Origin of the sequence: Bradyrhizobium sp. INPA03-11B, from assembly GCF_040446015.1 — a bacterium.
Classification (GTDB): domain Bacteria; phylum Pseudomonadota; class Alphaproteobacteria; order Rhizobiales; family Xanthobacteraceae; genus Bradyrhizobium; species Bradyrhizobium macuxiense_A.
Genome location: NZ_JASGSR010000064.1, coordinates 1 through 13,868 on the forward strand (window position 1 = coordinate 1; position 13,868 = coordinate 13,868).

General features: G+C 66.0%; 9 protein-coding genes. 5 read left to right on the plus strand and 4 right to left on the minus strand.

Annotated elements, in window-relative coordinates; translation table 11 throughout:
* Positions 1 to 106 precede the first annotated feature (106 nt).
* A complete protein-coding gene (locus QMZ05_RS24755; RefSeq protein ID WP_353703118.1) occupies positions 107 to 1,429 on the minus strand; it encodes an MFS transporter in 1,323 nt (440 codons plus the stop codon).
* Positions 1,430 to 1,651: 222 nt separating this feature from the next.
* On the opposite strand from QMZ05_RS24755, the gene QMZ05_RS24760 reads away from it, so the two are divergent.
* The 5 genes from QMZ05_RS24760 (at position 1,652) to QMZ05_RS24780 (ending at position 7,131) form a co-directional block, all read left to right on the plus strand.
* Positions 1,652 to 2,413, plus strand: a complete 762-nt coding sequence (locus QMZ05_RS24760) for a class I SAM-dependent methyltransferase (protein ID WP_353703119.1) — start codon at positions 1,652 to 1,654, stop codon at positions 2,411 to 2,413.
* A 36-nt stretch (positions 2,414 to 2,449) separates the two neighbouring features.
* The gene (locus QMZ05_RS24765; protein WP_353703120.1) at positions 2,450 to 3,103 is read left to right on the plus strand and encodes an ABC transporter ATP-binding protein; all 654 of its coding nucleotides are present in this window, start codon (positions 2,450 to 2,452) and stop codon (positions 3,101 to 3,103) included.
* A complete protein-coding gene (locus QMZ05_RS24770; protein ID WP_353703121.1) occupies positions 3,100 to 5,559 on the plus strand; it encodes an ABC transporter permease in 2,460 nt (819 codons plus the stop codon). Before QMZ05_RS24765 ends, QMZ05_RS24770 begins: the two co-directional genes overlap by 4 nt.
* Positions 5,549 to 6,634: a lipocalin-like domain-containing protein gene (locus QMZ05_RS24775; protein ID WP_353703122.1), complete on the plus strand. Its 1,086-nt coding sequence runs from the start codon at positions 5,549 to 5,551 to the stop codon at positions 6,632 to 6,634. Before QMZ05_RS24770 ends, QMZ05_RS24775 begins: the two co-directional genes overlap by 11 nt.
* 107 nt (positions 6,635 to 6,741) lie before the next feature.
* Positions 6,742 to 7,131: an MAPEG family protein gene (locus QMZ05_RS24780; RefSeq protein WP_353703123.1), complete on the plus strand. Its 390-nt coding sequence runs from the start codon at positions 6,742 to 6,744 to the stop codon at positions 7,129 to 7,131.
* A gap of 181 nt (positions 7,132 to 7,312) precedes the next feature.
* On the opposite strand, the gene QMZ05_RS24785 is transcribed toward QMZ05_RS24780, so the two are convergent.
* The 3 genes from QMZ05_RS24785 to QMZ05_RS24795 form a co-directional block, all read right to left on the minus strand.
* Positions 7,313 to 8,503 (minus strand): ABC transporter substrate-binding protein, encoded by a 1,191-nt coding sequence (locus QMZ05_RS24785; protein WP_353703124.1) that lies wholly within the window; start codon positions 8,501 to 8,503, stop codon positions 7,313 to 7,315.
* Positions 8,504 to 8,767: 264 nt separating this feature from the next.
* Entirely contained in the window at positions 8,768 to 11,938 is a 3,171-nt protein-coding gene (locus QMZ05_RS24790) for a multidrug efflux RND transporter permease subunit (protein WP_353703125.1), read from the minus strand.
* A complete protein-coding gene (locus tag QMZ05_RS24795; protein WP_353703150.1) occupies positions 11,935 to 13,116 on the minus strand; it encodes an efflux RND transporter periplasmic adaptor subunit in 1,182 nt (393 codons plus the stop codon). Before QMZ05_RS24795 ends, QMZ05_RS24790 begins: the two co-directional genes overlap by 4 nt.
* Positions 13,117 to 13,868 lie beyond the last annotated feature (752 nt).

The window sequence follows — 13,868 nt, forward strand, 5'->3', positions numbered from 1 at the left end:
TGCGTGGCAAGCTCAAGCGCGCCGGATGGAACGATGCCTTCCTCTTCGAACTCCTCGGCCACATGCGATAGCCCTGCCTGGAGGGGGAGGGTGAAGCGTGCCTACCCTACGTCGACGATACGGCGCCCCTGATGGCGCCCGCGGGCGGTGACGTGCCGGTCAGCCGTGCCCGCTCGGTGTTGGGCCACAGCAGCAGCAGCCCGAGCAGGCCGGATCCCGCCATGATCGCGGCGTTGATGGTGAAGCCGCTCATATAGCCGGCCATCGGCGTGGCCGCGCGCTGGATCACACTGCCCATCACCATCGGCGCCAGGATACCCGAGATCGTGTACAGCGCGCCGTAGATCGCGATGATCGCGCCGCGCTGCGACACCGGGGTGAACTCGCCGAGCATCGGCGGGCACACCACATAGATCGAGCCGCACAGGCCGGAGCCGATCACCAGCAACGCGATCATCAGCCCGCCCGGCGGCGCGTAGGGCAAGGTCGCTAGAATGGCGCCGCCGATGATCAGCGGCACCGAGCCGAGCACGCCGCGCGCGCCGCGGGTGGTGAAGCCGCGCGCCAGCATCAACTGCGATATCCAGCCGGTCAGAATCACGATCGTCGCGCCGAAGATCCAGGGCAGGATCGAGACGAAGCCGGCCTGCTGCTGCGAGAAGCCGAGGCCCTCGATGATGAAGGAGGTGAACCAGGTGAGTCCGAGCGACAGCGCCCAATAGGCGCCGAAGGTCGCAATCACGCAGCCGATGAAGGTGCGCGACGACAGCAGCTTCCAGTAGGGAATCCGCGGCTCGTCGGCGACGACAGCAGTCGTCGACACCAGTGGCCCTTCCTTGCCGAGCGCGAACCAGGCGACGGTCCAGAGCAGGCCGACGATGCCGAGCGCGCCAAAGGCATGATGCCAGCTATGATTGACGATGATCCAGTTCAGCGCGGGCACCGCAAGGATCACGCCGAACGCCGAGCCCTGCGACAGGATCGCGGTCGGTAGCGTGCGCTTCTCGTCCGGAAACCACTTGTAGATCGCGTGCGCGGCGACCGAGAACGCCGGCCCCTCGCCGGCGCCGAGGATGATGCGGCAGATCGTGAGCGTCGTGAGGCTGACGGTGCCGATCATCGGAAATTGCGCCAGCGACCAGATCACCGCCAGGATCAGCAGCACCCAACGCGTATCAACGCGGTTGACGATGAACCCGACCACGATCGCCGAGATCGAGAACAGATAGAAAAAGGCCGAGCCAAGGTCGCCGAACTGCTCCGGGGTGAGGCCCATCTCCTTCCTGATCGGCACGCCGGCGAGCCCGACCACGATCTTGTCCGCAAAGTTCACCACCATGAACAGGAACAGAAGGAAGGTGATGGTCCAGGCGCCCTTGGGCGTCCCGGTCCCCTTCGACGTCCCCATGGGCGTCGGTTGCGTCGTCATGTCTGGCTCCCCGTCGTTTCGTTTTTTGGCTTCGTAAGATCGGCCCCAATCGGCGATGCTAGCCACGCCTCGCCGGGCAACGCAACAACGCAATTTACCGGGGTCGCACAACCCGGCGCAGCTGTAACGGCCGATCACGATCGCGTCGGCGCGGCCGCGAAGCGGTGATCTGTCATGGGGGCGCTGCTATGCTCGGGGGCAACGAAAAGCCGGGGTTATTTCATGAACAGATTGATGCTTCGCGCGATCGCCTGCACTGCGCTCGCGTCCACCGCCCTCCTCGCTGCGACGGCTGTCCGCGCAGACGACACCGCCAGTCCCGACTACGCCGCGATCGTCGCCGCGCCCGATCGCAGCGATGCGGACCGCCAGGTCGATCAGCGCCGCCAGCCGGCCAAGATGCTCGCCTTTGCCGGCGTCAAGCCCGGCATGACCATCCTCGACATGGCGGCGAGCGCCGGCTACAGCACCGAATTGCTGGCACGCACCGTCGCCCCTTCGGGCAAGGTCTATGCGCAGGATTCGGCTACCGTGCTCGAGCGATTCGTGAAGGACAAGTTCGACACCCGCGCGAAGTCGCCCGCGATGAAGAACGTGATCCACGTGGTGCGCGACTATGACGACCCGATCCCGCCCGAGGTCAAGGACCTCGACATGATCACCTTCTTCTTTTTCTATCACGACATCAGCTATCTGCCGGTCGATCGCGCCGCGATGAACAAGAAGATGTTCGCCGCGCTGAAGCCGGGCGGCTTGCTCGTCATCGCGGACCACTCGGCCAAGCCGGGCGACGGCACCAACGTCGCCAAGACCCTGCACCGGATCGAGGAGAGCACCTTGAAGCAGGAGATCGAGGCGGCCGGCTTCAAGCTGGTGGCCGAGGGCGATTTCCTGCATCATGCGGAGGACCCGAAGGACATTCCCGTCTTCAAGGCCCCGGTGCCGATCGACGAGTTCGTCCTGAAATACCAGAAGCCGCAATGAGGCACCGCCATCGCTCCACCTGACCAGACCGCCGCGGTGCTTCGCGTCACCGGCCTGACCAAGAGTTACCGCTCTGCCGGGGAAGACGTCGCGGTGCTGCGCGGCGTCGATCTGGCCGTTGCAACCGGCGAGAGCGTCGCGCTGACGGGCGAATCCGGCAGCGGCAAGAGCACGCTGCTGCACCTGATCGCAGGGTTAGATGCCGCCGACGGCGGCGAGATCGCCCTTGCCGATACCGTAGTCTCCAGGCTGAGCGACGCCGGCCGCGCCGAATTGCGCCGCGACCGGCTTGGACTCGTATTCCAGCAGTTCAATTTGATCCCGAGCCTGTCGGTCGCGGACAATCTCGTGTTCCAGTCGCGCATCGCCGGCCGCCACGATGCCGCCTGGCATGACGAGCTGGTCGAGCGTCTCGGCTTGAAAAACCTGCTCAGGCGCTATCCCGAGCAATTGTCCGGCGGCCAGCAGCAGCGCGTCGCGATCGGCCGCGCGCTGGCGCCGAAGCCGCTGCTGCTGCTCGCCGACGAGCCGACCGGCAATCTCGACGAGGACACCGCCGACGAAGTGCTGCATCTGGCGCGCGATCTGGTTGTTCGCACCGGCTGCGGCTTCCTGATGGTCACCCACAGCGCGCGGCTCGCCGCGACGCTCGACCGCCAGGTCACCCTGCATGCCGGAGTCATTGCGTGAGGCGCCCGCTGTGGATCCTCGCCGTGTTGCTCAGCCACTGGCGGCGGCATCCGATGCAACTCGCGACGCTTTTGATCGGGCTGGTCTCGGCGACCGCACTGTGGAGCGGCGTGCAGGCGCTGAACCAGCAGGCGCGCATCGCCTATGACCGCGCCGCCGCGACCTTCGGCGGCTCACGCACCGCGATGCTGGTGAGCAAAGACAGCGCCACCTTTCCGCAACAGCTGTTCGTCGACCTGCGCCGCGCCGGCTGGCCGGTGTCGCCGATGCTCGAGGGCCGCATCCAGATCGACGGCCGCAGCTTCCGCCTGCTCGGCGTCGAGCCGGTGACGCTGCCCTCCGAGGTCGGCAACGCGCCGGCGGTCGGACGCGGCAGCCTGCAAGCCTTCGTCACGCCGCCCGGCGAAATGCTGGTGGCACCGGAGACGCTGCGCGATCTCGGCCTCGGGGAAGGCGAACGGCCGCAAGCCAATGGCGCGAGCCTGCCGCCGCTGCGCGTGCAGGCGGAGCTCGCGCCCGGCGCGCTGGTGGTCGATATCGGCATCGCGCAGGATATTTTGAGAATGCCCGGCCAGGTGTCGCGCCTCTTGGCCGGGAAATCCAAGGCGCCGCATGCCACGCTCGAGAGCGTAGCGGGTAACAAGCTGCGTCTGGTCGAGCCGAACGCCGAGAGCGACCTCGAACGGCTGACCGACAGCTTCCATCTCAACCTCACCGCGTTCGGCCTGCTGTCATTCTTCGTCGGCCTGTTCATCGTCAATTCCGCGATCGGGCTCGCCTTCGAGCAGCGGCTGCCGATGCTGCGAACGTTGCGCGCCTGCGGTGTCTCGGCGCGGATGCTCAACACGGTGCTGGTCATCGAGCTGGTGTCGCTGGCGCTGGTCGCCGGCCTGATCGGCCTGGTCTGCGGTTACTTCATCGCGGCAGCCTTGCTGCCTGATGTCGCGGCCTCGCTGCGCGGGCTCTATGGCGCGCAGATTCCCGGACAGCTTTCGCTGAAGCCGGTCTGGTGGTTCGCCGGCATCGCCATCAGCATTCTCGGCGCACTGGCTGCCGCGGCCGCCAGCCTTGCCAAGGCGATCCGGATGCCGGTGCTGGCAACCGCGCAGCCGCAGGCCTGGCAGCAGGCGCAGCGGCGCTGGCTGATGTTCCAGAGCGCGGCGGCGCTCGCGGTGTTCGCGGTCGCAGCAATGCTCATTCAGTTCGGCGATTCCCTGATCGCAGGCTTTGCCGTGCTGGCCGCATTGATGCTCGGCGCGGCATTGATCCTGCCGATGGTGCTGCAGATCGCGCTCGCGCTCGGCCAGCGCAGTGCGCGGGCGCCGGTCGGCATCTGGTTCTGGGCCGACAGCCGGCAGCAATTGTCCGGCCTGTCGCTGGCGCTGATGGCGCTATTGCTCGCGCTCGCCGTCAATGTCGGCGTCGGCACCATGGTGGAGAGCTTCAGCCGCACCTTCCTGGTCTGGCTCGACGGAAGGCTTGCCGCCGACGTCTATATCAGCGCCGCCAGCGACGCGCAGGCCAAGCAAATCAAGGTCTGGCTGCACGACCGGCCCGAGGTAGAGGCGATCCTGCCCGGCGGCCGCACCGACACCCAGCTTGGCGGTGCGCCGATCGAGGTGCTCGGCCTGCCCGATCACGTCACCTATCGCGACAACTGGCCGTTGCTGGAAGGCACGGCCAATGCCTGGGTCAGGCTACGTCCCGGCGACACCTGCCTCGTCAGCGAGCAGCTGTCGCGGCGGATGAAGCTTGCGATCGGCGATCACATCGAGGTGCCCGCGCCCGGCGGCAAGTGGCCGCTCGAGATCGTCGGCATCTATGCGGATTACGGCAACCCAAAGGGCCAGATCGCGGTCAACTTCGCCGCGCTGACGCGGCACTTCCCGCAGACCCCGCTGACCCGGATCGGGCTCCGCGTCGCGCCGGACAAGATCGCCACGCTGATCACCGCGCTGCAGGAGAAATTCGGCCTCGACGACCGCAATGTCGCCGACCAGGCGACGATGAAGCGGGAATCCAAGCGGGTGTTCAACCGCACCTTCTCGGTGACCGCGGCGCTCAACGCCTTCACGCTCGGCGTCGCCGGCATCGCGCTCTTGACCAGCCTGCTCACGCTCGCCAATTCGCGGCTGCCGCAGCTGGCACCGCTATGGGCGATCGGGCTAACGCGGCGGCGGCTCGCCGCGCTCGAACTGTTGAAGACCATGGCGGTCGCGCTGATCACAGCGCTGTTCGCGCTACCGCTTGGGCTACTGGTGGCGTGGTGCCTGCTTGCGATCGTCAACGTGAAAGCGTTCGGCTGGCGGCTGCCGTTCCAAATCTTCCCGCTTCAACTGATCGAGCTGCTCGCGGTGGCGATGGCCGCAGCGCTCTGTGCCGCGGCGCTGCCGGTTGCTAGACTGGCCCGCATGCAGCCGGCCACCCTGATCCGGACCTTCGTCAATGAGCGCTAGCGGCACCATCACGCGGCGCGCCTTCTCCGGCGGCGCATTGGCGCTCGCGCTGGGTGGCAAGACGTTCGCGCAGGGCTTTGCCGGGCTTGGCGAGAATGCCGAAGGCTTTGCCGCCGTCACGCCGGGCAAGCCGTTCGTGTTCCCGATCGATCACGGCCCGCATCCGGAGTTCCGGATCGAATGGTGGTACGTCACCGCGAATCTGTCGGATGCCGGCGGCGCGGCCTATGGCGCGCAATGGACGCTGTTCCGCCAGGCCATGAAGCCGGGCGGGCCTAGCGAAGGCTGGGCCAATCAGCAGGTGTGGATGGGCCATGCCGCGGTGACCAGCGCCACCACGCATCGCTTCAGCGAGACGTTTGCACGCGGCGGCGTCGAGCAGGCCGGTGTCGTGGCCATGCCGTTCCACGCCTGGATCGACGCCTGGGAGATGCGAGGGCTGAACGACTTCGATGCACAACGCGTCGCGCCGCTCGAGTTGAACGCCTCGGCCGCCGACTTCTCAACTGCACTCCGGCTCGACGCCGATCGCGCGCTGGTGCTGCAGGGCGACCATGGCTACAGCCGCAAGTCGGATCGCGGACAGGCCTCCTATTACTACAGCCAGCCATTCTACCAGGCGTCCGGCCGCATCGTGATCGACGACAGGCCGGTCGACGTCACCGGCGTCGCCTGGATGGACCGCGAATGGAGCAGCCAGCCCTTGGCGGCGGATCAAACCGGCTGGGACTGGTTCTCGCTGCATCTGCCCGGCGACGAGAAGCTGATGCTGTACCGGTTGCGCCAGAAGGACGTCCGCGAAAACCTGTTCGGCAACTGGATCACGCCGGATGGCCGCTCGACCGAGATCGCCGCCAGTGGCAACAGCATCACACCGGCGGCGACCACCGAGATCGACGGCCGCAAGCTGCCGACAGCATGGCGCGTCGCTCTGCCGGCGCGCGGCCTGGCCATCGAGACCACACCGCTCAATCCGAAGGCCTGGATGGGAACCAGTTTCCCCTATTGGGAAGGCCCGATCCGATTCACGGGCAGCCACGCCGGAATCGGCTATCTTGAGATGACGGGATACTAGGACGTCGACGGAAGATCGGCGCCGCCCAAAATAGCCCTGCCTGTCACACCGCGCGGCGCAGCCGCGTCATGACATCGGGGCCAGCAGAACAAGAGGACACGCCTGCCATGTACCACTACACGGCCATCGTCACCTGCCTTGCCGTTGCGTTCTACTTCTTCACCTCGACGCAGGTCGCGCGCGCCCGTGCCGCCTATGGCGTCAAGCTGCCGGCGATTTCAGGCCATCCGGACTTCGAGCGCATTTTCCGCATCCAGATGAACACACTGGAATGGATGCCGATCTTCCTGCCATCGCTCTGGCTGTTTGCGATCTATATCGGCGATGCCGCGGCCGCCGCCGTCGGCGTGATCTGGGTGATCGGCCGCATCGTCTATTTCATCGGCTATCGCGAGGCGGTGGCGAAACGCAGCCGCGGATTTGGCATCCAGGCGATGGCCGCCATCATCCTGTGGCTCGGCGGGATCGGCGGCGCGGTGTGGCGGCTGGTGCATTGAGGCTTCAAGTGTCGCCACACATTCCGCTGTCGTCCCGGGCTTGACCCGGGACCCATAACCACAGGGTCCAGTTTTGGGGCTCCAGCCTGTCACAACAACTGAGTGCGGTGGTTATGGGTCCCTGCTTTCGCAGGGACGACACCTATTTTGTGTCACGCGCTGCGCATACGCCAGCCACGCATCACTTGGTCAGCGGGCAGCCGCTTTCCTTGGCGGTGAAGAAAGCCTTGTCGCCGGGCACCACGGCGATCTGCTTGTAATAGTCCCAGGGCTTCTTCGATTCCGAGGGCTTCTTGACCTCGAACAGATAGAGATCGTGCACCATGCGGCCGTTCGCGAGCACCTTGCCCTTGGCGAAGGCGTCATCGACCGGGAGCTCCTTCAGCTTGGCGGCGACCGCATCGCTGTCCTTGGTGCCGGCGGCCTTGACCGCCTTGAGGTAGCTCAGCGTCGCCGAATAGGTGCCGGCATGGATCATGCTCGGCATCCGGCTGGTGCGCTTGAAGAAGCGTTCGGAGAAGGCGCGCGAGGCATCGTCGTGGTCCCAGTAGAAGCCCTCGGTGAGCACGAGGCCCTGCGCCGCCTCGAGGCCGAGACCGTGCACCTCCGACAGTGTCATCAAGAGGCCGGCAAGCTTCTGGCCGCCGCGCACGATACCGAACTCGGCCGCCTGCTTGATCGAGTTGGTGGTGTCGAGGCCGGCATTGGCGAGCCCGATGATCTTCGCCTTCGAGCTCTGCGCCTGCAGCAGGAAGGACGAGAAGTCCGACGAGTTGAGCGGCACGCGGACCGAGCCGACCACCTTGCCGCCCTTCGACGCGACGATGTCGCTGGTGTCCTTTTCCAGCGCGTAGCCGAACGCGTAGTCGGCGGTCAGGAAGAACCAGGTGTTGCCGCCCGCTTCCGTCAGCGCGCCGCCGGTGCCGACCGCGAGCGCTCGGGTGTCATAGGCCCAATGGAAACTGTACGGCGTGCAGGCATCGCCCGAGATGCGCGAGGTCGCCGCGCCGACCACGATGTCGATCTTCTTCTTTTCCTTGGAGAGCTCCTGCACCGCGAGCGCGACCGACGAGGTGGTGAGCTCGGTGATCATGTCGACGTTCTCGACCTCGTACCAGCGCCGCGCGATCGCGGTCGCGAGGTCCGGCTTGTTCTGATGGTCGGCGGTCACGATCTCGATCTTCTGGCCGAGCACCTCGCCGCCGAAATCCTCGACCGCCATCCGCGCCGCCTCGAGCGAATACTTTCCGCCGTAATCGGCGTAGACGCCGGACTGGTCGTTCAGGATGCCGATCTTGACGCCCTGCGCCACCGCCGGCGCCGCCAGCATCAGGCTGCACGCCGCAACCGCGGCCATAAATCCCGACTTCATCGTTATGCTCTCCCAGCAGCTTTTATATGAAAAAATCGGCGCGACATTATTTTATTACCTAGCTGGTGCCCATCGATTTCCGTCTCGTTCCGATCAGCCAAAAGTATGGGCTCTCCGCACGCGCGACACTTGCCCCGTCATCCTGAGGTGCGAGCGGAGCGAGCCTCGAAGGATGAACGGCCACCAGTGGGGCCGTGCACCCTTCGAGACGCGCGTTCCGCGCTCCTCAGGGTGACGGAGATAGGCTCCGCGGTTTTGGCGCCACTACCCCGCCACAGCCGCGGGCTCCTTCGGCTTGCCCTCATTCTTTCCTTCCGCGATGTTGCGCACCACCATGTAGAAGATCGGCGTGAAGACGAGGCCGAACAGGGTGACGCCGAGCATGCCGAAGAACACGGCGACGCCGACCGCCTGGCGCATTTCCGAGCCCGAGCCGGTCGACAGCACCAGCGGCAGCACGCCGAGGATGAAGGCGAACGACGTCATCAGGATCGGCCGCAAGCGGAGCCGGCAGGCCTCGATGACCGCCTCCAGCCGTGGCCTGCCCTCGAGCTCGATGTCGCGTGCGAACTCGACGATCAGGATCGCGTTCTTGGCGGCGAGGCCCACCAGCACCACGAAGCCGATCTGGGTCAGGATGTTGACGTCCTGGCCCATGATGCGCACGCCGATCGTGGCCGCGAACAGGCACATCGGCACGATCAGGATCACCGCGAACGGCAATGTCCAGCTGCCATATTGCGCGGCCAGCACCAGGTAGACGAACAGCACGCAGATCGGGAACACGTAGAGGCCCGCATTGGCGCCGTTGACCTGCTGGTAGGACAGGTCAGTCCACTCGAACGAGAAGCCCGACGGCAGCGTCTCGTCGGCGAGCTTCTTGATGGTGTTGAGCGCCGTCGTCGAGCTGACGCCGGGCGCAGGCTCACCCTGCAGCTCGGAGGCCGAGTACAGATTGTAGCGCGCGACGCGGTCGGGACCCGAAATGTTCTTGAAGTCCACGACGCTGCCGAGCATCACCATGTCGCCATTGGCGTTGCGCGTCCGCAGCCGTGCAAGATCGGTGGTCTCCTTGCGGAACGGCAGATCGGCCTGTGCCGTGACGTGATAGGTGCGCCCGAACAGGTTGAAGTCGTTGACATAGGTCGAGCCGAAATAGGTCTCGATCGTGTCGGTGATGTTGGCGATCGGAACGCCAAGCTTCTGCGCCTTCACGCGATCGATATCGACGAACAATTGCGGCGTGTTCGCGGAGAACGGCGAGAACACCGAAGTCAGGCTTGGCGACTTGCGCGCGGCCAGCACCAGTTCATCGGTCGCGGATGCCAGCAGTTCGGGCCCGCGCCCCTGCCGGTCCTGGACGCGGATGGTGAAGCCGCCGCCGGTGCCGATGCCGGGCACGGCAGGCGGCGGAATCACGATGATGAAGGCACCCTGGATCACCGACAGCCGCTTGCGCAGCTCGGCCGTGATCGCGGTCGCCGTCAGCCCCTTCTTCAGGCGCGCCTCGGGCTCGTCGAACACCGGGAACAGCGCCGCGGCGTTGCCCGCCTGGGTGCGTGTCGCGCCGGAGAAGCCGGCGAAGGCCGCGACGCGAACGATGCCCGGCGTATCCAGCGCGATCCGCTCGATCTCGCGCACCACGGCCGTGGTCCGCGCCAGCGACGCAGCGCCCGGCAGCTGCGCCGAGATGATGACGTAGCCGCGATCCTGCGCCGGGATGAAGCCCTGCGAGGTGGTCGCAAGCAGCCAGCCGGCGCTGCCGATCAGCGCGAGGTAGATCGCGAGCATCACCACCGTATGCCGGATCACGAAGTCGGCGACGGCCGCATAGCCGTGCGCCAGCCGGTCGAACACGCGGTTGAACAGCGCGGTGAAGCTGTCCCAGCCGCGGGCGATGATGTTCCAGCGCGCCGGCGGCCGCTTCTCCTGGTGCGGGATCAGGATCTGCGAGGCCAGCGCCGGTGACAGCGTCAACGAGCAGAAGCAGGAGATCGCGGTCGCGACCGCGATCGTCACGGCGAATTGCTGGAAGAACTGCCCGGAGATGCCGCCGAGGAAGGCGGTCGGCACGAACACCGCGCACAGCACCAGCGCGATCGAGACCAGCGCGCCGCCGACCTCCTCCATGGTCTTGAGCGCAGCCTCGCGCCGGCTCATGCCGTGCTCGAGATGCCGCTCGACGTTCTCGACCACGACGATGGCGTCGTCGACCACGATGCCGACCGCAAGCACCAGGCCGAACAGCGTCAGATTGTTGATCGAGAAGCCGAGCGCGGCCATCACCGCGAAGGTGCCGACCAGCGACACCGGGATCGCGATGATCGGGATGATCGCAGGCCGCCAGCCCTGCAGGAACACCAGCACCACGATGACGACGAGCGCCATCGCCTCGTAGATCGTCTTGATCAGCTCATGGACCGATTGGGCGATGAATTCCGTCGGGTTGTAGCCGATGTTGTAGTCGAGCCCCTTCGGGAAACTCGCCTTCATCCGCTCCATCGTGTCGGAGATGCTCTTAGCGGTGGCGAGCGCGTTCGATCCGGGCCGCTGCGTCACCAGCAGCGCGACCGCCGATTTGCGCAGCAGGAAGCTGTTGGTGGCGTAGGACAGCGCGCCGAGCTCGACGCGGGCGACGTCGCGCAGCCGCACGGTGCGGCCGTCGGAACCGGCCTTCACCACGATGTCCTCGAACTGCCTGATGTCCTTGAGACGGCCGGTGAAGACGAGGTTCGGCTGGAAGGCGCGGTCGGCGATCGGCGGCTCGGCGATCTGGCCGCCGGCGATCTGCAGGTTCTGCGCCCGGATCGCCGCCAGCACCTCGCTCGAGGTCAAGCCGAGATTGGCGATCCGGTCGGGATCGAGCCACAGCCGCATCGAGTAGTCGCGCGCGCCGAACATCTGGATGTCACCGACGCCGTCGAGCCGCAACAGCTGGTCCCGGACCTGCAGCAGCGCGTAGTTGGAAATATAGAGCTGGTCGAACGTGTCGTCGGGCGACAGCATGAACACGACCATCAGGATGTCGGGCGAGTTCTTGCGGGTGACGACGCCGTTGCGCTGCACCTCTTCAGGCAGCCGCGGCTGCGCGATCGCGACGCGGTTCTGCACCAGCACCTGCGCCTTGTCGAGGTCGGTGCCGAGCTTGAAGGTCGCGGTGATGGTGAGCTGGCCGTTCGAGGTCGCCTGGCTGTAGAGATACAGCATGTCCTCGACGCCGTTGATCTCCTGCTCGATTGGAGCCGCGACGGTGTCGGACACGGTCTGCGCCGAGGCGCCGGGATATTGCGTGGTGACGGTGACGGTCGGCGGCACGACCTGCGGATATTCCGAGACCGGCAGCGTCGGATAGGCGATCGCGCCGACGATCAGCAGCACGATCGACAGCACCATCGCGAGGATGGGCTGGTTGATGGAGAGCCTGCCGAGATTCATGGCTTCGCACCTGCCGCGGGCTTGTCTGCTGCCGCGGGCTTGTCGCCCGCCGGAGCCTTGGTGTCGGCCGGAGCCGCCTGCGCCATCTTCGGCGTCACCTTGGCGCCGACGCGGGCGCGCTGCAGCCCGTCGACGATCACACGGTCCTCCGGTTTGAGGCCCTCGCGGATCACGCGCAGGCCCTCATCGAGCGGACCGAGCTCGACGGTCCTCGCCTCCACCGTGTTGTCGTCCTTGACCACGAACACGATCTTGCGCGACTGGTCGGTGGCGACGGCGGTGTCCGGGATCAGCAGCGCCTCATAGGGCGAGGAGCCGATCAGGCGAACGCGGCCGAACTGGCCGGGCAGGATCGAGAGGTCCTTGTTCGGGATCACCGCGCGGCTGCGCAGCGTCGCGGTCGAGACGTCGAGGCGGTTGTCGAGGAAGTCCATCTTGCCCTCATGCGAGGGCTTGGTCTCGCCGGTCAGCGACACCTGCACCGGATTCGCGGTGTCGCGCGAGCTCGGCCGCCGGCCTTCGAACCACAGCTTGCTGTTGCGCTGATAGGTCGCCTCGTCGACGTCGAAATAGATGTAGATCGGATCGAGCGACACGATCGAGGTCAGCAGCGTCGCGCCGCCCTCGCTGCCCTGCACCAGGTTGCCCGGGGTCACCAGATGCCGGCTGACGCGGCCGGTGATCGGCGCCAGCACATGGGTGAATTCGACATTGAGCTGCGCGGCCTTCAGCGTGCCCTCGGCCTGCGTCTCGGCGGCGCGCGCGGCCTGCAGCGCCTGGCGGCGCTGGTCGACGACCTGCTCGGAGACCGCGCTGGTCTGCACCAGGTTCAGCCCGCGCTCGAGATCGCGCTTGGCAAGCTCGCCCTTGGCCCGCGCGTCGGCGAGCTGGCCTTCGGCCTGCAGCACCACCGCCTCGAACGGTCGCGGGTCGATGATGTAGAGCAAATCGCCGGCATGGACGATCGCACCATCCTTGAACTCGACACTGTTGACGAAGCCGCCGACGCGGGCGCGGACCTGAACCTCCTCGATCGCCTCGAACCGGCCGGTGAATTCGTCCCAATCGGTGACGGTGCGCTTGACCGGCTGCGCGACGGTCACGGGCGGCGCCGGCGGCGCGGCCTGCGATTGCGCGCTTTTGTTGTCGCAGCCGCCGAGCGTCAGCGCGGCCAGCAGGCCGAGCGGCGCAAGGCCGCGCCAAAGGCCGAGCGATGCATGGCGGCGAAGCGAATGAGGCCCGACGCCGGTCACCGGAGCCGGACGCTCCGCTCTGTCAATCGAACTCAATTCACTCTCCCCCAAAAGACCACGAAGCACGCCGACCAAAGCAGGGCTACGAAAGTCGCAATTGAATTTGCGGTGTTTCAACGCGGATGGACCACCGCGATGCCGCGGCAGCGGACGTCACAGATGTAGCCGCACCCCAGTCTGTTCAAGATGGCCGCCGGATCAAGCGAATAGTTGCGGAGTCTGAAAGCCTTACGACACGCTCGCGAAACCGTGACGACGAAAAGGGGCAGATTCGCTGGCCTATCCGAGGCGCGAGGTCACAGACAGACGGTCCGGAATCAATCACAACGCGAATTCGCTTGACAGATTCGCCACACCGCTCCCGATTCGACTTTTGGCACAGAACCCTCCGCCCCGCAGCCGGCAAGACCAGCTGGGTTCCCGCACTCTACCTCCCGCTGCACAGCAGAAATCATCGTTAACGGCGCGGTTGTCATCCGTGCGCACATTGACACTCGGAAATATCGCCAATACGGTCATGGTTGCCAAAGCATGAATATTCTTGGCCGCCGCTTATTTCTCGAACTTTTATTGTGTTTTGTCGCGGCGTGAGTGTGTGAAGGCGACTACGTAATGGCAAGCGCATTTGATCTTGCTGATGTCACGGCTCCGCGGACATCGCGGTTTTCCCATGTTGC

Excerpts from the sequence above, each read along its gene's own strand:
- QMZ05_RS24780 (WP_353703123.1), top strand. The coding sequence starts at position 6,742 with ATGTACCACTACACGGCCATCGTCACCTGCCTTGCCGTTGCGTTCTAC.
- QMZ05_RS24775 (WP_353703122.1), top strand. The coding sequence starts at position 5,549 with ATGAGCGCTAGCGGCACCATCACGCGGCGCGCCTTCTCCGGCGGCGCA.
- QMZ05_RS24785 (WP_353703124.1), bottom strand. The coding sequence starts at position 8,503 with ATGAAGTCGGGATTTATGGCCGCGGTTGCGGCGTGCAGCCTGATGCTG.
- QMZ05_RS24790 (WP_353703125.1), bottom strand. The coding sequence starts at position 11,938 with ATGAATCTCGGCAGGCTCTCCATCAACCAGCCCATCCTCGCGATGGTG.
- QMZ05_RS24760 (WP_353703119.1), top strand. The coding sequence starts at position 1,652 with ATGAACAGATTGATGCTTCGCGCGATCGCCTGCACTGCGCTCGCGTCC.
- QMZ05_RS24755 (WP_353703118.1), bottom strand. The coding sequence starts at position 1,429 with ATGACGACGCAACCGACGCCCATGGGGACGTCGAAGGGGACCGGGACG.